We start from the raw sequence: 22,516 nt of genomic DNA, 5'->3' as shown, positions 1-22,516 counted from the left end.
TTGCCTCATCATCACTTAGAGCTTAACACAGCAGCAGGATTCAACTTACTGGCTCTAGAAGCGGGATACCAAGTAGCAAAAAGGCTCAGAGTGATAGCAGTCAAAGAGACAACAATGACATCACTAGGATTGACTTGAGATGGAAGGAAATCAACAAAATAAATATCACCAGACAAAAATTTATGCCCAATGAGATTTTCTAACGCGCTAATCATAGGGGTAAGATTTAACGCGATCAAAACGCCAAATACACTGCCTGCAACGCTTCCAAGCACGCCAGAAAAGACCCCTTGCCAAACAAATATCCGTTTGACCAGTCCATCTGTCGCGCCCATCGTGCGCAAAATCGCAATCTCAGCGGCACGATCTTTTACCGCCATCATCAAGGTTGATACGATATTAAAGCTCGCCACACCAATCACCAAAACCATCACCAAGTACATAATGGTTCTAACCAGTTGGATATCACGGTAAAGAAAGCCGTATTTCTGCTGCCAGCTACGCAAGTAAACATAAACATCCAGTGTGTTGCCTACTTCACGAATAATTTGAGTCGCATTAAGTACTTCGGTAACACGCACGGAGACACCACTTACACCTTGGCCCATTTTTGCGTAATTCTGCGCATCTTGAAGCGGTACAAGCGCCAAGTTATGGTCAATCTGGCCATTTAAAGTGAGTAAGCCAGCAACTTTTACGCGCACACGCTTTGGCGCCTGAACTTTTGTCGTGGCACCAGAGGTAGGGATCATCAAAGTTAAAAAGTCGCCTTTTTTGACCTTGAGTAAATCTGCAATCCCTTTGCCAAGAATGACTTGTTGTTGCCCCGCTTGAAACCCGTCCCATACCTCAGAGTCAATAAAATCACTTAAGTTAGAAACCTTGCTTTCAAGTTGCGAATCGATACCTCTTACTTCAAGGGCTTTAAGCTGCGCGCCTTTTTCAGCAAGTGCAGTAAACTTCACATAGGGAGCCGCCGCTTCAATCTTAGGATGTTTCTCACTCTGGGATACCACGTTTTGCCACTCAATCAGTGGACCTCTTACGCCTTCAAACTCTCCGTGAGAGATAACCGACAAGACACGATTATTAAGCTCGCGCTCAAAACCGTTCATCGCAGACAAACCAATAATGATCATCGCCACACCCACGGCAATGCCTATGGTTGAAGACATAGAAATGAACGAAACCATTTTATTTCGTTGTTTGGCTCGGCTAAATCGCCCTCCAATAAACAGAGACAGGGATGAAAACACTTACACCCCCTCAATGTTGAGTAGCAAACCGTCTTGCATATGTAACTGACGATCCATTTTCGCCGCTAACTCGCCATCATGAGTAACAACCAAAAATGCGGTATCAGACTCTTGATTAAGCTCGCGCATCAGATCATAAATCGCTAATGCCGTCTTATGATCTAAGTTACCAGTCGGCTCATCCGCCAAAACGAGAGAGGGATTGTTCACCAATGCTCGCGCAATCGCCACACGTTGACGCTCACCGCCCGAAAGCTCTGCTGGTCGATGCTCTATTCGGTGGCTTAAGCCCACTTTATCTAACAGTGCTTTCGCTGCCGACTTGGCTTGGTTCACTTTGACACCACCAATAAGCAAAGGCATTGCAACGTTTTCTATTGCGCTGAAATCTGACAGGAGATGGTGAAACTGGTAAACAAAGCCTAGGTGCTGATTGCGCAGCTTAGCTTGACGGTTCGAACTCAATTTCGATAAGTCTTGGCCTAAAAACTCGACATGGCCTTCGGTCGCATCATCCAGAGCACCCAAGATATGCAGCAGCGTACTTTTACCAGAACCTGAGGTCCCAATAATCGAGGCTAGCTCGCCCTTCTCGATATCAAAACTCACACCTTTAAGAACTTGAGTATCGAATGCACCCTCATGATAAGTTTTGCACACGTTGTGACATTGAAGAAGACTACTCATATCTTAAAGCCTCGGCTGGTTTTACTGATGATGCGCGGTATGAAGGGAACAAAGTCGCCACAAGGCTCAGCGCAATAGCCAATACGACAACAACAAAAATTTGAGCAGGGTTGATTAATATCGGCAGCTCACCACCCACCGCGAATAGAGCGATACCTGCACTTTCAAGTAACGAGTTAATATTATTGGCTAGCAAGACACCCAAACCACCACCAATGATGGCACCTATTACGCCACTACTTGCGCCTTGAACAATGAAGATCGAAAGAATCTGCCTGTCGGTCATACCTTGAGTTTTTAAGATCGCGACTTCAGATTGCTTCTCCATTACCACCATAATCAGCGCAGAAATGATATTGAACGCTGCAATGCCCACGATGAGACCGAGCATTAAGCCCATCATGTTCTTTTCCATTCTTACCGCTTGGAAAAGCTCGCCTCTTTGATCGCGCCAATCTTGCCATTGCCAGCCTTCTGGAAGTGGATTTTGGCTCAGTTCGCCAACCACAAATGGGTCATTAAAGAACAAGCGCCACCCTGTCATGGTGTCCGGCTTCAAACGCATCAATTTTCCAGCGTCTGAAATATGCGTGATCATCAGCTGTTTATCAACATCTGAACCTGTATTGTAGATACCCGCCACAGTAAATAAACGCTGGCTTGGGATTCGACCCAGTGGCGTAAACTGACTCGCACTAGTTACCATCAAGCGGACTTTATCACCGACCGAGACGTCCATTGAACGGGCGAGCGAATGACCAATAAACAACTGGTACTCACCCGCTTGTAAATTAGATAAGTGGCCCGCAATTAAATGACGCTCGATAGGGTCATGCTCTGAAGGCTTAATACCAATCAGTAAGCCGGCGTTAAGTTGACTTGGGCTTTGGATAACAGCTTCACTCTGAACGATTGGCTCTGGATGCCCAGCAGAAGAAAGTTGCGCGATAAATTCAGGAGCACGTTCTGTTTTCGCCGTTTTGCCATCAATTTGAGAAACGATGGCTTGAGGAAGAACGCCTAGAATGCGCCCTTTAAGCTGCGCTTCAAATCCATTCATAACGGAAAGCACAGTCACAAGCGACATTACACCGATCGTAATGCCCGCCGTTGACATATAAGAGACAAAGCGGCTAAACCTATCACCGGAGCGACCGCGTAAGTAGCGCAAACCGATGAAGGTTGAGACTGGATGAAACATAGTAGAAACCAATGTTAGGGTTTGATGACCTAAGTAATGGTGCTTACTCTACCGATTAAATCCCTTGGCGTGTAGTGTTTAATTGCCAATTAGTGGTTAAAATATGTAATAAACAAAGGGATAGCTTGATTACTTGTCAGCTATAACGATAATCAAAGTTATCAAGTAAAAGGAATCAAGCATGGCCGATCAAGAATTCTTTACCGTCAACCACACAATGACAGTCAATGTCGAAGCTTTGGCTGAGGGCGTGGATTTCCCAAGTTATGAAAAGTTTGAAGGGGAAATCCCAGCACCTTTCATTGTTGCTAGCGAGTTTAGTAATCTTGATTTATTGAATGACAGCGCGCGTAATGAATTGAAAAATAGCGACTTTAAGCATGTAATTCAACTGCTAGATACGCAAAACTCTAAACTCAACTTACTGTTGACCTTTATGCTATCTCAGCAAGATGACCCATCTATGCGTCATAAAACTCATTCATTTGGCGCCAGTCAATTTACCTACATTTCTGATGCGGCAGTGAGCCTTGATTCCAAAGTTCGTGTAAAATTATTCTTAGAGCATCCTGCCGCAGCAATATATTGTTACGGACACATATCGCAAGTAGAAGTGACCGAGGACACTCATCTCGTCACCGTGAAATACGATTTACTGCGTGATCTCGATGAAGATCTCCTTATCAAAGCCGCTCTATTCCAACAACAAAAGCTCCTTCGTCAGCGCTCACTTAATCGCGACAAATAAACAGAACTATGTCTAACACATCATTACTTAATCTGGCGTGCTCAGATCGCGCCGGAGACAAAAAGCAGATTGGTAACCTTCAAGGGGCAAGTTTAGCCCTTGCCATTGCTGAACTCGCACAACAGCACGGCTCTCACACTCTGCTCGCCGTTCCTGATCCGCAAACCGCGTTAAAACTACAACAAGAGCTAGAGCAGTTCGCCACTCAAGAAGTCGCCTTGTTCCCTGACTGGGAAACTTTGCCATACGATAGCTTTTCTCCCCATCAGGAGATTATTTCAGACCGAATTTCTCGACTCTATCAGCTGCCAACGCAATCGAGTGGAATCACTATCGTTCCGGTTAATACGCTGTTGCAACGCCAGTCCCCGCGCGACTATTTAATGCAGCATACGCTGATGGTGAAAGTGGGCGATCTATTCTCTCTAGAGAAGCTACGCATTCAACTTGAAAAGTCGGGTTATCGACATGTAGACCAAGTGTTTGGTCCAGGTGAATATGCGAGCAGAGGCTCGATTTTAGATCTCTTCCCTATGGGCTCAAATGACCCATTTCGTATCGACTTCTTTGATGATGAAATCGATACAATACGTACTTTCGATCCTGAGAATCAACGTTCAATCGAAGATAAACAAGAGATTCGTTTACTTCCAGCGCATGAATTTCCGACTTCTGAGAGCGCAATTGAAGACTTCCGTATTCGCTGGCGTCAGCGTTTCGAAGCTCGCCGTGAACCTGAATCCGTTTACATGCAAGTCTCTAAAGGGACTTGGCCAGCAGGTATTGAATACTGGCAGCCACTGTTTTTTGAACAAACGGAAACCTTGTTTGATTACATCCCAGAGGACACACAACTGCTAACGGTCGGTCAATTAGAACCTGCCATAGATACCTTCTTGGAAGATGTGGACTACCGCTACGATCAACGCAAAGTCGATCCGCTGCGTCCACTGCTGCCGCCTGAAGAGCTATGGCTTAAGAAGGATGAACTGTTTAGCCAGTTTAAACTGTTACCTCAAGTGCAGCTGTATGTTGAGCCAGTCAGTGAAAAACAGGGTCGTTGCAATCCTAATATCTCTTCCTTGCCAGAGCTTGCGGTACAGCACCAAAACAAAGAACCAATGGCCGCTCTGCGCCAATTTAGCGAAACCTTTACCGGTCAGATAGTCTTCTCGGTTGAGTCAGAAGGTCGCCGTGAGGCTTTGCTTGAACTGCTCCAGCGAATTAAGTTAAAACCACAAGAAAGCAGCGACTTACAACAAGCACTGAGTAGTGGTAACAAGTTCAGTCTGATCCTTGGTGCCGCTGAGCATGGTTTCGTATTTGGTGACGAGCAAGTTGCACTCATCTGTGAAAGTGATTTACTCGGTGACCGAGTCATTCAGCGCCGACGCAAAGACCGCAAAACCACCAATAGCGATGCGGTCATTCGTAACCTAGCGGAATTGCAACCAGGCCAACCCGTAGTGCATATCGACCACGGTATCGGCAGATACATAGGACTGCAAACCCTAGAAGCTGGCGGTATGACGACAGAGTACGTAACGCTTGAGTACCAGAATGATGCCAAACTCTATGTTCCTGTTGCCTCACTAAACCTTATCAGCCGCTATTCTGGCGGTGCAGAAGAAAGCGCGCCACTGCATAAGCTTGGCGGTGAAGCCTGGGCTAAAGCAAGACGTAAAGCCGCCGAAAAGGTACGTGACGTCGCGGCTGAACTTTTAGATGTCTACGCTAAACGCGAACTTAAGCCGGGTTACAAGTTTGAGTTAGACCGCGGCCAATACGCGACATTCAAAGCGGGCTTCCCATTTGAAGAGACCGATGATCAATCCATGGCGATCAACGCCGTTATGTCTGACATGTGCCAGGCTAAAGCGATGGATCGCTTGGTGTGTGGTGATGTTGGCTTTGGTAAAACAGAAGTTGCAATGCGTGCGGCATTCGTTGCGACCGACAATAGTAAGCAAGTTGCTGTCCTTGTACCAACAACCCTACTTGCCCAGCAGCACTTTGAGAACTTCCGCGACCGTTTTGCTAACTTACCAGTTAGAGTCGAAGTCTTGTCTCGCTTCAAAACAGCTAAAGAGCAGAAGCAGGTACTGCAAGATATTGAAGAAGGTAAAGTGGACCTAGTTGTCGGAACCCACAAGCTTCTATCAAACGACATTAAGTTCAAAGATCTTGGTCTGCTAATCGTTGATGAAGAACATCGCTTTGGCGTACGTCAGAAAGAAAAGATGAAAGCGATGCGTGCCGATGTCGATATCTTAACCCTAACCGCGACACCTATTCCTCGTACCTTGAATATGGCCATGAGTGGCATGCGTGATCTGTCAATTATCGCCACGCCACCAGCGAGACGTCTCGCCATCAAAACCTTTGTCAGACAGAGCGATGACGCAGTAGTGCGAGAGGCTGTGCTACGTGAGATTATGCGTGGTGGTCAGGTTTACTTCTTACATAACCAAGTTGAGACTATAGAAAAAGTTGCGGCCGATCTGGAGAAGTTGATTCCAGAAGCGCGCGTAACCGTCGCACACGGCCAAATGCGCGAGAGAGAACTCGAACGCATTATGAATGACTTTTACCACCAGCGCTTTAACTTGCTAGTGTGTACCACCATCATTGAAACCGGTATTGATGTACCAACAGCCAACACCATTATTATGGATAGAGCAGATAATCTTGGTTTGGCTCAGCTTCACCAGTTGCGCGGTCGTGTCGGTCGTTCGCATCACCAAGCCTATGCTTACTTAATGACGCCCCATCCAAAAGCTATGACCAAAGACGCCGTTAAACGTCTTGATGCCATTGCTTCATTGGAAGATCTCGGTGCGGGCTTTACCTTAGCGACCCACGATTTGGAAATTCGTGGTGCAGGTGAACTACTTGGTGACGAGCAAAGTGGTCAAATTCAATCGGTTGGCTTTACTCTATATATGGAGATGCTAGAGCAAGCAGTGGAAGCGTTGAAAGAAGGCAAAGAGCCTTCACTCGACGAGCTACTTCGAGAGCAAACTGAAGTCGAAATGCGCTTACCTGCCCTTCTGCCGGATGATTACATCCCAGACATCAACACTAGGCTCTCGATGTACAAGCAAATTGCTAGTGTGACAAGTGAAGATGAGTTAGGTGAACTTAAGATTGAGCTGATAGACCGTTTTGGTTTATTGCCTGATGCCACTAAGAACCTACTCTCAGTAGCCAAGTTGAAACTGCAAGCAGCGGCTCTGAAAGTGAAGAAGATTGAAGCTCACGACAAAGGTGGCTTTATCGAATTCTATCCAGATGCTGACATTAACCCTATGTATTTGGTTAAACTATTGCAATCTCAGCCACAAAAATTCGCAATGGATGGACCCACTAAGTTCAAGTTTACGATACCATTAGTAGATAGACGTAAGCGCATCCAGTTTGTTAGTGACATGTTGGGTGAATTCCAGCAAAATTTATTGCCAAAAGCGTAAAGCCAAAATCAAATGGAGGTGCCTCGCACCTCACTATGGAGTTGTAATGAAGAAACTGATCCCGCTGCTGCTCATGCTTGTTGCAATGCCTTCTATGGCGCAGCGTCAATTCGATATCGAAGTGATCATTTTTAAACGTGCCGTGGATGCCGAGCAAACTGCTGAATCTTGGCCTACAGACGTCGCGAAAGTTAACCTTGAAAGAGCTGGCTCTTTTAGTGACGCAAGTTACCGCGCAAAGAAAGGTGTCCAAATGCTACCCGCTTCCGAGTATGCCCTTAATAGCGAAGTTAAAAAGCTCAATCAGCATGCGGGTTTTAAAGTGTTAATGCACAAAGCTTGGCGCCAAGGAGATCAAGGCCGTTTCGGTGCGCCTATCTTCCACGTGCAAGCAGGTCGAGATTATTCAGGCAAGTTTAATCCTGATGGCTCTATGATCGAAGAAAGTCAAAGCCAAGTCCTAGAGGGCATTACCGAAGAGAGTATTCCAAAGCCTTTGTATCAACTTGATGGAAAACTGCAAATCTATGTAGAGCACTATTTGTATGCTGATGTAGAGCTCGACCTTAAATCACCTAGTGTGAAAGAAGTGACTCTGCAAGAACATCAGCCAGAAATGTTGACGGCAGAACCTGCCACTGACAATCAGGTTGTTCAGGTCGGTTTGATGGAAGATGTCACTCCCACTGTTCACAAAGTTGAGTTCTTGAAGAGTTATCGATTTGACCAGAAGCGCCGTATGCGCAGTACGGAAACACACTTCCTCGATCACCCTCTAATGGGTGTCATCATTCAAGTGCGTCGCGTCAATCAATAATCGAGTAAGCCCTCCAACGAGGGCTTTTTGTTTATGAGTCCAGATTATCAAATCGTCACCCAACATTTAGTCTTGAGGCTAATAACCAGTGAAGAGAGCAATTCTCTGAGAAACTGTGTGGCTAAGTCGCCTAGCCTTCACCGTTGGATTGACTGGTGCAATGCGGACTTCTCCTTGAATGACGCCGAGCGCTTTGTCTTAGCAACACGCTTAAACTGGGTAAAATCTGAAGCCTATGGGTTTGGCGTATTTTGCCGTACAAGCGACGAGTTAGTCGGAATGGTTGCGATTAATGAGCTTTACCATACTTTTAACATGGCGAGTATTGGCTATTGGATTGCCGATCAACATCAAGGTAAGGGACTCGGTGTAAAAGCGGTCAATGCTTTAATCGAGTTTTGCTTCGCCCAACTTAAATTAACGCGAGTAGAAGTGGTCTGCGACCCAGATAACCTGCCTAGCCAAAAGCTGATAGAGTCTTGTGGTGGTCTGTTGGAAGCCAAAGCGCGCAATCGCTTTATCTTCAACGGTAAACCTAAAACAGGCCTTGTTTACTCTGTCATACCTAACTAAGTTTCAAGACGTAGTCCAAATCAAAAAAGAGCGCCGAGGCGCTCTTTTTAGTATTTGTTCATTAATTAATGAAGTTTAAGATTTGGTCGTAGAACTCGGTTAATACGCCCCATTAGGATGATCAAACCTGTCTTGAACACGCCATGCAACGCCATCTGGTGCAAGCGGTACAAAGAGATATAAACAACACGTGCAATACGCCCTTCGACCATCATAGAACCTTTGGTCAAGTTGCCCATTAAGCTACCCACGGTTGAGAAGCGACTTAATGACACCAAAGAGCCTTTATCTTTGTAGATGTAAGGCTTCATTTCACGACCATTAAGCTTAGCAACGATGTTAGCGAAAGCACGGCTCGACATCTGGTGCGCAGCTTGAGCACGCGGTGGAACAAACGAACCATCCGCTTGAGTACACTGCGCCAAATCGCCGATCACGAAGATATCGTCATCGCGCGTAGTTTGCAGTGTATCTTTGACCACAAGTTGGTTGATGCGATTGGTTTCTAGGCCAGCAATGTCTTTGATAAAGTCAGGTGCTTTAATACCTGCAGCCCAGACCATAATCTGAGCTGGAATCTTGTCACCATCTTTGGTCACTAAGCCATCTTCATCGGCTTGAGTCACCATAGTCGCAGTGCGGACGTTCACCCCTAACTTAGTCAACTCCTGATGAGCAGCGCCTGAAATGCGTGGTGGAAGCGCAGGCAAAATACGTTCGCCAGCTTCAATAAGGTTCACGTTGAGCTTGCTTGAGTCAAGGTCACCAAAACCGTAAGTACGTAGCTCTTTTACCGCATTGTGTAGTTCTGCCGACAGCTCTACACCCGTTGCACCCGCACCAACAATCGCAATATCCACTGTACCATTGCCATTTTTAGCATGTAGCTTAAGGAACTCGTTGTTCATTTGAGTACGGAAGCGATGTGCTTGCTCGGGGCTATCTAAGAAAATACAGTTGTCGCGAACGCCAGGTGTATTGAAATCGTTTGAAGTAGAGCCAATAGCCATGACTAGAATGTCATACTCAAGCTCGCGGCTTGGCATCAGCAGCTCATCGTTGTCATCTTTCAACTCACGCAGTTTAATCACTTTACGCTCGCGATCGATATTTTCTAGGCTGCCCATTTGAAAATCAAAGTGGTGGTTTTTGGCATGCGCGCGGTAGCTAAGTGCATCCACACCTTCATCAAGAGAGCCCGTCGCCACTTCATGCAGAAGGGGTTTCCATAAGTGGCTCGCCTTGCGGTCGACTAAAGTGACTTTAGCACGACCTTTACGGCCAAGTGTACGACCTAGTTTGGTAACAAGCTCTAGTCCGCCTGCACCGCCGCCTACTACGATAATTCGTGTCACAGCAACTTCCTCAAAAAATAAAATAAAACTGAATCAAGCCGAAAATCGACTCGATGGAATTCTGTATTTTTGGTCTAGGGGCGACTTTCTCTTCGCACACGGTCTAGACATAGAGGGCCAACAAATATGACACGCTTATTGGATAAAAGAGCCGAATCACTAAATGCTACACGTTTGACGTAGCTCACTAATGGGCAAGTTTTTTACTCGCTCTCAATTTTTTTTGATATTTATCAAAAAATTTGTAGTGAGTTCATTATATAGAGCAAAACATGACACGCAACTAAAGAATCGCGTGATCCCACTAAATTTTGTAAGGATTAGAGTTAATTGAACAATAAAAAGGCGACAGAGAGCACTCTGTCACCTAGGGATTAGAAATCGAAAAAGCTAACGACTAGTTTGCTTCTTTAAATGCTTTCATGGTTTGCAGATGTTGGGAGATTTTTTTGAACTTGTGAGTCTGAGTTTCGTCCCAGATAATGTCGTAGTAATTCTCTAGCTCTGATGCCGTTTTACTGTTGTCGTGAATCTCATCTTCTTTCGACAAAATCACCAGACAATTCTCTTTGTTCTTGGTTCTAAACTCTGAAACACACTTAGTGGCGATATCTTCATACTCTTCAGGTCTATCGATACGTCCTTGCATAGTTAATTCAGGGTGCAAGTTCGGATTAAAAATAACCTGTTTAATACCGCATAAGAAACCAATTCTCTCTGACCAATAACCGCCAAGACCAACACCACAAATTATAGGGTTCTTATCACCTGACTGCTCGATCACCTTATGCACTTCTTTCAGCAAGTGTTGCATATCGTGCTTTGGATGGAGAGTACTGTAGTTAATGAAACGTACATCATCATCAATAAACTGAAGTTGAAGCACTTTTTCATGGTTGCCTGGACTGGTCGAATCAAAACCGTGTAAATAGATAATCATTGTAAATCCCTCGATCCTTGTGATTTTAATCTACCACGAAATATAAGGTTTAAAAGCTCACTGAGTAACTTTAAACGCGCCGAACCACCAAACAGTGATCTTAGCTGCAAATTGTTTCTTGGAGTTTACGTGCTTGGGTTAAATATTGTTCATCGCCCCAGAGCTGATGGGCTAATAGATACCAAAGCATTGCCATCATCATCGCTCGAGGTTGCCACGCCATTACACCTTCTACCCAATCATCAACGCCCTCTACTCCTCTCAACTGGCAATAACGATATACCGCCTCTAATGGCTTTTCACTACAGACATCAATTGAGAGCGTAAGATCTAATCGCGGGTCCGCCATTGCAGCATATTCCCAATCAATGACCTTATTTCCAGCATTAGTTTTAACCATGTTGTAGCCAGCTAAGTCAAAGTGACATAACGTTTGGCCAACATCCGCTAAGCTCGGAGCAGAACGCCACTGATTGTAAATCGACACATAGGGCTCGACTTTGTGGTCATCGTCAAGCAACATCCAGTAGTGATCGACACGCGCAGTAAAATTAAAGGGCGCAACAGGAATACGTTGCGTGTCCATATCATGAATGGAGATCATGGTCTTAAGTAGCGAATCAAACGGTAGTCCCTGCGTCAGAGACTCGCCTTCGATCCAAGTGACTAACAGTCCTTGGTCATTGATGTGAACGGCTTGCGGAGATAAACCGCTAGATTCGATAGCCGTGAGAATTTGATACTCTTGAAAACGAGAGATCGAGAAGGCTTTGGTGATATTGGTTGTCGGTCTCCAGACAAAAGACTTTCCGTCTGAAGTGACCACTTTCCAGCAACGGTTAGTTAGTCCCCCTGTTAGCGTTTGAGCATAGTCAGGGGGAATAGAAAAGAAGTGTTCTAGGGACAATAATGAACGATCGAGTTGGCATGCTTCACTCCACGACATTCGCGCCATAGTACACTCCTTTTGTTACATAAAGCTTGGCTTATAGGCCTAAGAAGCTTTTTGATTCTTGCTTACGGATCTCAGTCTCATCTGCCCATTCAATTAGACCAGTCTCTAGATCCATTAGACGCATCGTCATTTTGTAGTATACGTCTTTGTCGCTGCCAGCATTCTTGTTAATGCTTGAAAGGTTACCGTAGAGCATGTATTGAGCGCCAACCATCTTACCAAACTGAATTGCCGTGCTTTGGTTCACTAGCTCATCATTATTCTGGAAGTTTAGCTGTTCACGTACTGCTTCTACGCGATCCATATCTACAAAACGGAACTTACCAGAATTCAGCATCTTAGTGCTGATAGAATCGGTAATAGATTCAGTATCGATATGTTCACTAGTTTTATTTTTGATACGCTCAACAAAAACAATAGGGCGTGAATCGCGAGTGATAGCTGCTACAGAGCCCGACATCATCATGCTGTCGACCATTTCACCGGCAATTTTTTGCAAGTCTGTTGAACCAAAATCAATTGTTGTTGTTTCCACAGCTTGAGCGTCACCATAGCTTACTTGGTTAGAACAGCCACCAAGCACTACAGCCAAACCAAGTAATGCAATTACACTTTTTTTCATTGTCGGTTCCTTAGGATATCCTTGAGTTACTTCTTAAAATTAATTGTCTAGTTCACGGATTTGAACGCGGAATTGGCGCCCATTTGGATTGATAGAAATCTCTGAAATAGAAACCTCTTCAGCTCCGCGAAGAATGGCTTGTCGCCATGGGCTAAGCTTGTTGTTCACTTCTAGCCCTTGATCGTCATACCAATAGAAACGGTATTGAATGTGTTGGTCGCCTTTGGTTTGATTTGCCAAACGCACTATGCCTCGTGCGCGACCATCTACATCAATCGTTGAAATATCTTCGATGCTCACACGCCCTGCCAGAACGTTGTCCCCAAACAGGACCGTTTGAGAGGCGCCATCGATGCGCAGCCCAGCCGTATTGCTGTTGCTAGCACACCCCATTAAGGTCAGCGCTGCTGCGATTGAAATAAGCCATTTTTTCATCGTATATTTCCTAGTTGTTTATGCCAAATGGTTGCGTTGTTACCTTGGCGCGAAAGCCAAACAAGCGTTGTACGACCAGACTCAACATTGAAGGTATGAGTTTGACCAGCAACCTGTACAGATTGTTCCCCAGGTTCAACCACAGAACTTGCGCTGTAGATTTCTCCAGGTAAAGTTATCCAACTGCGAGTATCAGGTTGCTCAGTTAGTGTGTTCCACACGTTAAACAGCGCATTACCTAAGTCATCAGGATTATCTTTGGTTGCCTCTCTACGCAATTCCTCTTTAGCCCATACTCGTAGTGCTTGACGAATTAAGATAGATGGCATTCGCTCGGTCAAATTTTGCTTTGCCATTAGATTTACGTCAGTCAGTAGACTTTCGCTTACGCTGTTGTCATTGAGTATTACAGGGCTAAATTTTTCCGCAGGTACGTTTTCGTAATAAGGCAAAGCAACGGTATATAAACCACGGTTACTGCCTCGCGAAATTGGCAGCGTTTGTGTCCAACCGTTCATTGCGTCTACCACGCCACGCTCATCTATAACAATTACCCTACCTTTATTCGTATCTAGGTAACTGGCTTTACCATAACGCTTTTCGAGTTTGGCTAGATCTTCACGCATACCTAAACGTTTAGCAACACGCTTAGTCCCATCAATTACCTGCTGATTGTCCGGCATAACGGCCAACGCGCGACGATAATCGACATAGGCTCCGTTTAAGTCATTGTCTGCTTCATAAAGCAGTGCAGACAAATAAAGCAAGTAGCCACTTTGTACTGCCTGCAGCTTTTTGCCGGCATCTGGATAGTTAGCAAGAATACTACCAAGGTTTGGCGATACGCCTTGTGCTTGCATCTGGCTTTGAGCCGATTCAAGTTCACTCTCTCTATCTTTACGCGCGCGCTCTTGCACTTGATTAGCACGGCGCATCTCGATAATCGCACCTTCAAGGTCATTCTTTTGAAGATAGTTAAGACCTAAATAAAGATGTAAAAAACCCAGTTCGTAGTCAGCAGGTTGGTACGTTTTTAAGTTGTCATTAACTGCAAGCGCACTTAAGCTCATTGCCGTCTCTGAAACAGAGATCGTTGCTTGATCTTGTTGCACTCTAACCGCTCGGTCACTGACTTCAAATGCGCCCTTACTTTCAGGGTATTGCTGGTTTAGCAGATAAACTCTGCCTTTTTCCATGTTATCTAGAATGTCCCCAGCTATCTCCTCAGGTAACAACTCTTCGGCTTCATAATAGCGGCCGTTCTTGATTGTTTGGTGCAACTCACTATTTTGCGCACTGTAATGACTGAAAAGATTGCCCACAGATAAATTGGCACAAGCGGAAAGAGCCAAACTACTTGCTAAGGCAAACATGAGTCGAATGTGTTTATGCACTTTCTACTCCGATTTTTGTACTATTTGACACGATGACATGTCTCGTATTTTAAAAAATTTAACGTTCGACATCAAACCCTTTAAAAAGTTCCATTCATATCAAAAGTTTTTAGCTCATTAGCATTGGGCCAAGCGGGCGTCCACCCACTAAGTGCATATGAATATGGTAAACCTCTTGTCCGCCATGAGAGTTGCAGTTCATGATCAAACGGTAGCCATCCTCATCGATACCTTCTTCTTTCGCTAGTTTTCGCGCCACAGTAAACATACGACCCATGACTAATTCATCTTCTTCTTCGATGTCATTGACGGTTGGAATAAGTTTATTTGGGATGATCAAAATGTGACTTGGAGCACGCGGGTTGATGTCTCTAAATGCGGTAACTAAATCGTCTTGATAGACAACATCTGCTGGGATTTCTTTGCGAATAATCTTGCTGAAAATGGTTTCTTCTGCCATGAAGGGCTCCATTGATACACTTGTTGTTGATTGAGTTGAAACGAGTATGCGTCAAGCTTCGCAAAATCACAATAAAAAACGCTGTTCAGTTCACTTATTCGACAATCCGTTATTACTCACTAGCTAAATATGTATTGTGCGTCAAAAAATGTGTGTCTCGGTATCAATACAATGGCTTTCTTTTTGTTAATTTTTTAAGACTTTATAATTACAGGGAGAGATCTATGAAGGGCTCAGTGATTAGGCGCATGTACGCTGGGTTTGCATTGATCATTATTATGTTCATCGTTACGACGTTGATGATGATGCGAGGAATGCAACAAATCCACCAAAACTTCGAAGGTGTCTCAAACACCTCGCTGCCACTAGTTTCACAATCAAACCAAACCAGCGTTGCTTTATTGTCTGCCGACAAACTTTTTAAAGACTTTTTGACAACTCAAAGCTTTGAGCGCATGGATCAACTTTCAGAGCAATTCGCTCAAAAGAAAGAAGCATATAACCAACAGCTAACAGCGTTAGAACAAGTAAGCGTCGGCCAAGCTGAACTAGAGCAGTCAATTGTCCAACTCAAAGAGATGGAACTGAGTTACTTCGCTGAAGCAGAACAAGCAATGGGCAATTATCGCGCGATGTTTACCGCGCAAGAGGAAGTACAACAGTCTACTCGACGCTTCCAACGCCTGCATTCTGAATTAAGTGTCGGAATGAAAGAGTATGTTGATGACCAAAGCAGCATTTCAGTTAAAGTGATGGCCAAAAGCTATTTTATCAAACTAAAAGATGCTGAACTCACCACTTCAGATGCTTTAGCAAGCAGTGATACAGAGTTGGTGACTAAAGCGGTAGCGAAGAATAAGAAAGCCGTCACCCACCTTAACTACGCCTACCGCGGATTAACAACGCAAATGCCGGAAATAAAAAAGGCGTTTGACGAATCAGTTCAACAGTTTACTCGTGATGTCGGTAAGAAAGGAGGCGTATTAGACCAACACAGTGCTTACCTATTGGCTAAAGATGCCCTGTACGCCAATATCGCGAGTCTGACTCAGCAGGTTGATGCGACCATGGCCGTACTTGACTCATTCAGTGAAGTCGCAAAACAAGGCTTAAATGCGTCGCTACAAGAAGCCGGTGATGTATACGAACAGGGGGTGGTTCGCTCAATTGCAATTGGCGCGATCGTTATCTTAATGGCTATCGCGATTGGATATCATATTGCACATAGCGTACGCGACCCACTCACTCGCATTCTTGGCACTCTTGAGTCACTTACTGAAGGCGATATGACCAAGCGTATCGAGATTCGCTACAACAATGAGTTCAGCCGCGTTAGCAACCATATTAATTCTCTAGCCGATAACCTTCATGGCATTTTGGTCAAGCTCAATGATGCGTCCGATGATCTGACTCAAACAGCAACAACCAACCAACAAACCTCATCTCAAGCGCAATCACAGCTCAGCCAGCAACGTGAACAGACGGCAAATGTTGCAACCGCTATGACCGAGATGGCGCATTCTGTTCAAGAGGTCGCACAAAGCGCTCAAAGCTCACAACAAATGGTAGAGCAAGTCGAAAAAGCTTCTGAATCTGGCCGCCATATCATGGGCACCAACATTACGACTATCAATCAACTTGAAACGCGCCTCACCCAGTCTGTTGATGCGGTTAAAGACCTGCAAGCAATGAGTAGCCAAATCGGCAGTATCCTAGATGTTATTCGGAATATTGCCGAACAGACCAACCTGTTGGCATTGAATGCAGCTATCGAAGCAGCTCGTGCTGGTGAACAAGGCCGCGGCTTTGCGGTGGTCGCTGATGAAGTTCGAGTGTTGGCTCAACGTACAACAGAGTCTACCTCGGAAATTGAAAATATGATCAGCAATCTTCAAAGTAGCTCAACATCAGCCAATAAGGTGATTCAAAGCTGTATGGATGATATGGAGCTTTCAGTGGAGCAAGCTTCTAATGCCAATAGTGCAATGGAAGAGATCCAAGGGCTTATCATGGAGATTAGCCAAATGAGCGGCCATATCTCTCAAGCGGCGGCTGAACAGAGTGAGACGACTGGCGATATTGCTCGTAATATCGAAGAGATCAATCTTATTGCCGACTCAAGCTATCAAGCCATGGCACAAATAGCTCAGACGAGTGATAACCTTTCCTCACTGGCGAACCAACAAGGTGAGTTGGTCCATAGGTTTAAGCTCTAGAAAGTCAGAACAATGTAATTTATTGAGATTGGGCGGCTATTTTTCATAGCCGCCCTTGTTTTTTATATCCCATGTCATTATATGGTTTATAGGCTTGCCCACTTTTCTTTCACTCTCTCGCAAGCCAAACATGAGGAAAAACTATGGCTGTTCATGTTGGCATCATCGATCAAGACCCGATTCGCTTGGTCACTCCACTTCTTGATAATCGCACCGTAAGCGATCATATCGTTTTCATTGGAGTCCCTGCTCAGGAAGATATGTATCTACGTCTGCACAGCGTGTTGAGCAAAAGGAACATCACCTCGGAGTTTTTTGAAATTCCTAACGTCGCGAATCCATCAAAGATTAAGCAAGCCGTTTCAATTCTTGCAGAAGACCTAAAAGCAAGAGGCGAAGAAGTTAAGCTGAATGCAAGCTGTGGACTTCGCCATCGCCTACTATCGGTCTACGAGATTTTCCGCACCTATCACTGGCCTATTTTCGTTGTTGAACCAAACAGTGACCGTCTATGTTGGCTTTATCCTGACGGTAAAGAAGATACTCAAGTTCAGGACAGAATCACCATCGATGACTACCTTACCGTGTTCGGAGCTCGCGGTGAATTCAGTGACCAAGAATTACCCCCTCAACTTGATCAGAAACTGTATGAGCTCGGAGAGCGTTGGGCAAGCAATGCATTAGAGTTAGGCCCCGGCCTTGCCACACTCAACTATCTTGCGACAACTTGTCGTAAAGAACAGCGTCTTGATGTTGAGCTATCGGAAAAACAACAAGGTTATCGCGAGCTGAATATGCTGCTTAGTGACTTAGTTGAAGCCGAAATCGCGACCTATCATGGCGGCGTATTGACCTTTGCCAACGAAGACGCGCGCCGTTTCTCTAACGGAGAATGGCTCGAAACTCTCGTTCACAGCACAGTTCGTCAGATCCAACAAGATATGCCGACCATTCAAGACCGCTCACTTAACGTTCAAGTTTACCGTCAACTTGGGGAGCGCGAAGTGCGTAACGAACTGGATGTAGCTTCAGTCGTTAACAATAAACTTCACATCATCGAGTGTAAGACGAAAGGAATGCGTGATGATGGTGACGATACCTTGTATAAACTTGAATCGCTTCGTGATTTGCTCGGTGGCTTGCAAGCTCGTGCCATGCTGGTTAGCTTCCGCCCTCTTCGTCATAACGATATCACTCGAGCAGAAGACTTAGGTTTAGCACTTATCGGCCCAGATGAGCTTAAAGACCTTAAGTCACACTTAGCGGCTTGGTTCACTGAAGCTGGCGGCCGAGATGAAGCCTGTGCTGACTGCTAAAAACAGATTATGAACAATAAAAAACCGCCAACTGGCGGTTTTTTTTAATACGAAAGCGACAAGCTCTATTTAACTGTCATCTTCAGTAAAGTTTGTTGGCAGAGTCGTCTTCATCTGGTTCCAAATCTGAGCACTCTCCATGCCATAGTGGCGCACTACAATTAGAATTTGGTCACGATTACCGGTTTCACACACCTCAAGTAAGTCTCGGTAGAACTGTAGGGCTAAGTCACGAGCCTGTGGGTTCGAAAAGTAGTAACTACCGACACGATCGTACAGTTTCTTTAGACCATTAAAGATCAAACCATAGATTTGGTTACCTGAATGGAACGCTAAACGTTGGAAAAGCATGTAGTCGTAAAAGTTGAATGTTTTCGCAACCAGTACGGCTTGGCGCTTTAACTCATCTTTCTCACCATCATCTTTAACATGCTGACGAATTTTTTCAGCGTAAGGAGACGACTCCATGAAAACATCCCACGACTCAGCATTGACCAAAGCCTCACACGAGCTGATCACACTAGAAATGGTTTTCTCAGAGTTTTCTTTATTGGCTTTAAACGCATAGCGCATAAAGATAGGACTGATGTTTGTGCGTGCTGCAAGCAAATCTTCAACAATTGAAGTCGCATTATCTGCGTCCAACGTCATTAACGTATCCAGAATATGAAGACCAGACGTTTCCATAAACTGGTTAACACGCGTCGGTTTACCATGTTGAATCGTTAACCAACCATCACGCGCTAAACGTTGGAGTACTTCTCGTAGAGTTGTACGCGTTACGCCAATTAGTTCAGAGAGCTCGCGTTCTGCTGGTAAAATAGAACCAGGTGGGAATCGCCCTTTCCAAATACTTTCAATAATGTATTTCTCTGCGAATCCTGCTGGGCTCTTTGCCTTAATGACCATTTATATCTTATCCAAACTTGTATTTTTATGGGTCTAATAGAACTCATCATACCACTAGTTTTTCTATATCGGAAACCACCACACAGTAAACGTGCGGCAAAACCACAATAGAGCATTAACTCTAACGCTATGCAGATTTTATTGAAACATATTGGGTTATGAAATAGGATAATTTTCATATTTAACAAATAAAAAACATCCCGCAGAGCCCACCATTAGGCATTTCAGCCGCAAAAATTAAGTTTGTAAAATTACATAATTAAACTGTCATTTCCATTCAATATAATTACATATTCTTTCTTATTCTATGCTTTCGTCGTTTTGCTTGCATTAACCATTGTTTTTCACAACTCTCGTGATATGTTTACGCAACTTTGATCGCGTTTTTAAACAAAAGTTAGCGAATAAAATACTCAACACAATTTTCTCGTTGACTAAATTGTGTTGAAGAGTACAGTGGCGACCAAAGTAAAGGAGTGCTTGTCTTTCTCAGGGAGTGACTTGGCAAGACCACATGATCGTGAACGGAATGTTGTTTTTCTAAGTCACTGTTGAATCGGGTTTGTTTTCTACCTACGGGTATATTTCCACTGGTCAGAAATTCTCAAGTTTCCGATTAAATGGATACAAGCGCGTGCAGTGTCTATTCATAACAACATTAAGAGTATCTAAATCATGCCGATGTCACTCGGAAATGCATTTATTAAGAATTTTCTTGGTAAGGCCCCAGATTGGTACAAAGTTGCCATCATTTCATTTTTAGTCATTAACCCAATTGTTTTCTTTTTTGTCGATCCTTTCGTTGCAGGTTGGCTGCTAGTCGCAGAGTTTATCTTCACCCTCGCAATGGCACTTAAGTGTTACCCTCTTCAGCCTGGTGGTTTACTTGCCATCGAAGCTATCGCCATAGGCATGACAAGCCCAGAACAAGTTAAACACGAACTTGTGGCGAACATCGAAGTACTGCTACTGCTTGTCTTTATGGTTGCAGGCATCTACTTCATGAAGCAGTTGCTGCTATTCATCTTTACCAAGATTCTTCTGGGTATCCGCTCTAAAAGCATGCTTTCCCTTGCATTCTGTTTTGCTGCTGCCTTCCTTTCAGCCTTCTTAGATGCACTAACTGTCATTGCGGTTGTTATCAGCGTGGCGGTTGGTTTCTATGCTATTTATCATAAAGTTGCTTCTGGTCAGGGCCCTCATGCCTCGCATGATCATACTCAAGATGATCACTTGTCTGAGCTCACACGTGATGATTTAGAAAATTACCGCGCATTCCTTCGCTCGCTACTTATGCATGCGGGTGTCGGTACGGCACTCGGTGGCGTAATGACCATGGTAGGTGAACCGCAAAACCTCATCATTGCGGACCAAGCAGGTTGGCAATTCGGTGAGTTCATCATTCGTATGCTACCCGTTACTGCACCCGTATTTGTCTGCGGCCTGATTACCTGTGTACTGGTCGAGAAGCTAAAAGTCTTTGGCTACGGTGCTCGCCTACCTGAGAATGTTCGTCAAATCCTAGTAGATTTCGACCGTGAAGAGCGTAAAACGCGTACCAAGCAAGACTTTGCTAAACTGTGGGTTCAAGGCTTTATTGCAGTATGGCTTATCGTTGGTCTAGCGCTTCACCTTGCAGCAGTCGGTCTAATTGGCCTATCTGTTATCATCTTAGCGACTGCCTTTACTGGTGTAATCGAAGAGCACTCTATGGGTAAAGCGTTTGAAGAAGCCTTACCATTTACCGCGCTTCTTGCCGTGTTCTTTGCTGTTGTAGCCGTTATCATCGACCAGCAACTATTTAAGCCTGTTATAGACGCCGTACTACACGTAGAAGACAAAGGCACTCAGCTAGCGCTGTTCTATGTCGCTAATGGCATACTTTCGATGGTTTCAGATAACGTGTTCGTCGGCACGGTATACATTAACGAAGTGAAAACTGCTCTTATTGAAGGGGTTATCACTCGTGACCAGTTCGATCTATTAGCGGTTGCTATCAACACAGGTACTAACCTACCTTCAGTTGCAACACCAAACGGTCAAGCGGCATTCCTATTCCTATTGACCTCTGCACTAGCACCTCTTATCCGCCTTTCTTACGGTCGTATGGTAGTAATGGCGCTGCCTTATACCATCGTACTGGCTCTTGTTGGTCTTGCAGGTATCGTGTTTTTTGTCGAGCCGATGACAGCTTGGTTCTATGACGCGGGTTGGATTTCAGCGCACGTCGGAGAGTTGACTCCTGCAGTCTCAAGCGGACACTAATCTAAATTATTAAAAAGTTTTAGTTGATACCGAAACTTTTACACGATAAAAAGCTCTGATTACCCAGAGCTTTTTTATTACAGGATATCTGTGTGAACATTCTTTCCACTCTAAAAACATTTTCTCAAGGGCGACTATCTTGGTTGCTACTACTGCTTTCCATCATTTTCTTTGAAGCATGTGCCCTGTTTTTTCAGCATGTCATGATGCTTTCACCCTGTGTGATGTGTATTTATGAGCGTGTGGCTATGTTTGGTGTTGGAGGAGCCGCACTAATTGGTTTAATTGCTCCGCATAACACAGCATTCCGTTGGCTTGGTTTTATCGCTTGGGGCGCAAGCGCTTATCAAGGTCTGATGCTTTCACTTGAGCATGTTGATTACCAATTTAACCCTTCACCTTTTAAGACTTGTGATTTATTCGTCAGCTTCCCAGATTGGGCACCACTGAACCAATGGGCACCTTGGCTATTTGAAGCATTTGGTGACTGCGGTAAGGTCGTGTGGCAGTTCTTAGGTCTTTCAATGCCACAATGGTTAGTGATCATTTTCTCTGCATACCTAATTGCATTGGTACCTTTTGTGGTCGCGCAGTTTGTGAAGAGCAAGTAGCGAGAGGCGGAAACGCACAAAAATGAAGGGCTGACATAATATGTCAGCCCTTTTTGGTTTGGAATGAGGCAGGAACGCTTCGCTATGGAAAACGGAGTCGGGAGCAGACTTTGTCTTACGGGAAACTAGAGAATGCTAAACATCAACCCTTTACGTAAACACAAGTCGTCCTCAAGAGGGAGGGACGACCGAGTTGGGGATCTCCCAAAATTAAGCTAAGAGACCATAGAGATTCCCTACTCCCTCCTTCGTCGGTCTATGGAATGACGACCTCTTAGAGGCATTA

General features: G+C 44.8%; 19 protein-coding genes. 8 read left to right on the top strand and 11 right to left on the bottom strand.

Features of this window, described 5'->3' with window-relative positions; translation table 11 throughout:
- Positions 1 to 11: 11 nt before the first annotated feature.
- Genes lolE through lolC form a run of 3 tightly spaced genes read right to left on the bottom strand, consistent with a single transcriptional unit; the run spans position 12 to position 3,144 of the window.
- Positions 12 to 1,256, bottom strand: coding sequence for a lipoprotein-releasing ABC transporter permease subunit LolE (lolE, locus tag AC6R16_RS08430; protein ID WP_500674117.1), 1,245 nt, complete (start codon positions 1,254 to 1,256; stop codon positions 12 to 14).
- A complete protein-coding gene (gene lolD / locus AC6R16_RS08425; RefSeq protein ID WP_500674116.1) occupies positions 1,257 to 1,943 on the bottom strand; it encodes a lipoprotein-releasing ABC transporter ATP-binding protein LolD in 687 nt (228 codons plus the stop codon).
- Positions 1,936 to 3,144, bottom strand: coding sequence for a lipoprotein-releasing ABC transporter permease subunit LolC (lolC, locus tag AC6R16_RS08420; protein ID WP_500674115.1), 1,209 nt, complete (start codon positions 3,142 to 3,144; stop codon positions 1,936 to 1,938). Before lolC ends, lolD begins: the two co-directional genes overlap by 8 nt.
- 181 nt (positions 3,145 to 3,325) lie before the next feature.
- On the opposite strand from lolC, the gene AC6R16_RS08415 reads away from it, so the two are divergent.
- From AC6R16_RS08415 to AC6R16_RS08400, 4 genes are read left to right on the top strand one after another with little or no spacing between them, the layout of a single operon-like run.
- The gene (locus tag AC6R16_RS08415; RefSeq protein ID WP_500674114.1) at positions 3,326 to 3,892 is read left to right on the top strand and encodes a PilZ domain-containing protein; all 567 of its coding nucleotides are present in this window, start codon (positions 3,326 to 3,328) and stop codon (positions 3,890 to 3,892) included.
- Between the two features lie 8 nt (positions 3,893 to 3,900).
- Positions 3,901 to 7,362, top strand: a complete 3,462-nt coding sequence (mfd, locus tag AC6R16_RS08410; RefSeq protein WP_500674113.1) for a transcription-repair coupling factor — start codon at positions 3,901 to 3,903, stop codon at positions 7,360 to 7,362.
- 46 nt (positions 7,363 to 7,408) lie between these two features.
- A complete protein-coding gene (locus AC6R16_RS08405; RefSeq protein ID WP_500641845.1) occupies positions 7,409 to 8,179 on the top strand; it encodes a peptidoglycan binding protein CsiV in 771 nt (256 codons plus the stop codon).
- A gap of 33 nt (positions 8,180 to 8,212) precedes the next feature.
- Positions 8,213 to 8,752 (top strand): GNAT family N-acetyltransferase, encoded by a 540-nt coding sequence (locus AC6R16_RS08400; protein WP_500674112.1) that lies wholly within the window; start codon positions 8,213 to 8,215, stop codon positions 8,750 to 8,752.
- A gap of 65 nt (positions 8,753 to 8,817) precedes the next feature.
- Here AC6R16_RS08400 and AC6R16_RS08395 read toward each other — a convergent pair whose 3' ends face one another.
- The 7 genes from AC6R16_RS08395 to hinT form a co-directional block, all read right to left on the bottom strand.
- A complete protein-coding gene (locus AC6R16_RS08395; protein WP_486785774.1) occupies positions 8,818 to 10,107 on the bottom strand; it encodes an NAD(P)/FAD-dependent oxidoreductase in 1,290 nt (429 codons plus the stop codon).
- Between the two features lie 397 nt (positions 10,108 to 10,504).
- Complete coding sequence (gene ycfP, locus AC6R16_RS08390; RefSeq protein WP_500674111.1) at positions 10,505 to 11,047, bottom strand: alpha/beta hydrolase YcfP; 543 nt, start codon at positions 11,045 to 11,047, stop codon at positions 10,505 to 10,507.
- Between the two features lie 100 nt (positions 11,048 to 11,147).
- Positions 11,148 to 12,002, bottom strand: coding sequence for a phosphotransferase (locus tag AC6R16_RS08385; protein ID WP_500674110.1), 855 nt, complete (start codon positions 12,000 to 12,002; stop codon positions 11,148 to 11,150).
- Between the two features lie 31 nt (positions 12,003 to 12,033).
- A complete protein-coding gene (gene lpoB, locus AC6R16_RS08380) occupies positions 12,034 to 12,624 on the bottom strand; it encodes a penicillin-binding protein activator LpoB (RefSeq protein WP_004746988.1) in 591 nt (196 codons plus the stop codon).
- 39 nt (positions 12,625 to 12,663) lie between these two features.
- Positions 12,664 to 13,059 carry a YcfL family putative periplasmic lipoprotein gene (locus tag AC6R16_RS08375; protein ID WP_004746985.1) on the bottom strand — a complete coding sequence of 132 codons (396 nt, stop codon included), beginning with the start codon at positions 13,057 to 13,059 and terminating at the stop codon, positions 12,664 to 12,666.
- Entirely contained in the window at positions 13,056 to 14,432 is a 1,377-nt protein-coding gene (locus AC6R16_RS08370) for a COG3014 family protein (RefSeq protein ID WP_500674217.1), read from the bottom strand. Before AC6R16_RS08370 ends, AC6R16_RS08375 begins: the two co-directional genes overlap by 4 nt.
- 130 nt (positions 14,433 to 14,562) lie before the next feature.
- A complete protein-coding gene (hinT, locus tag AC6R16_RS08365; protein WP_004746983.1) occupies positions 14,563 to 14,913 on the bottom strand; it encodes a purine nucleoside phosphoramidase in 351 nt (116 codons plus the stop codon).
- Between the two features lie 224 nt (positions 14,914 to 15,137).
- Here hinT and AC6R16_RS08360 point away from each other — a divergent pair, with 224 nt between their 5' ends.
- Entirely contained in the window at positions 15,138 to 17,129 is a 1,992-nt protein-coding gene (locus AC6R16_RS08360; RefSeq protein WP_500674109.1) for a methyl-accepting chemotaxis protein, read from the top strand.
- Between the two features lie 143 nt (positions 17,130 to 17,272).
- On the top strand, positions 17,273 to 18,445 hold the full coding sequence (locus AC6R16_RS08355) for a DUF1887 family protein (RefSeq protein ID WP_500641836.1): 1,173 nt from the start codon (positions 17,273 to 17,275) through the stop codon (positions 18,443 to 18,445).
- Positions 18,446 to 18,514: 69 nt separating this feature from the next.
- Here AC6R16_RS08355 and fadR read toward each other — a convergent pair whose 3' ends face one another.
- The gene (fadR, locus tag AC6R16_RS08350) at positions 18,515 to 19,354 is read right to left on the bottom strand and encodes a fatty acid metabolism transcriptional regulator FadR (protein ID WP_500641835.1); all 840 of its coding nucleotides are present in this window, start codon (positions 19,352 to 19,354) and stop codon (positions 18,515 to 18,517) included.
- Positions 19,355 to 20,029: 675 nt separating this feature from the next.
- Here fadR and nhaB point away from each other — a divergent pair.
- The gene (gene nhaB, locus AC6R16_RS08345; RefSeq protein ID WP_500674108.1) at positions 20,030 to 21,619 is read left to right on the top strand and encodes a Na(+)/H(+) antiporter NhaB; all 1,590 of its coding nucleotides are present in this window, start codon (positions 20,030 to 20,032) and stop codon (positions 21,617 to 21,619) included.
- 92 nt (positions 21,620 to 21,711) lie between these two features.
- A complete protein-coding gene (gene dsbB / locus AC6R16_RS08340) occupies positions 21,712 to 22,230 on the top strand; it encodes a disulfide bond formation protein DsbB (protein ID WP_500674107.1) in 519 nt (172 codons plus the stop codon).
- The last annotated feature ends 286 nt before the right edge of the window (positions 22,231 to 22,516 follow it).

This window comes from Vibrio sp. R10-SG3-ISO10 (assembly GCF_059834185.1).
Note: the sequence above shows the minus strand (reverse complement) of the source record. Positions and strands in the feature narration are given on the sequence as shown.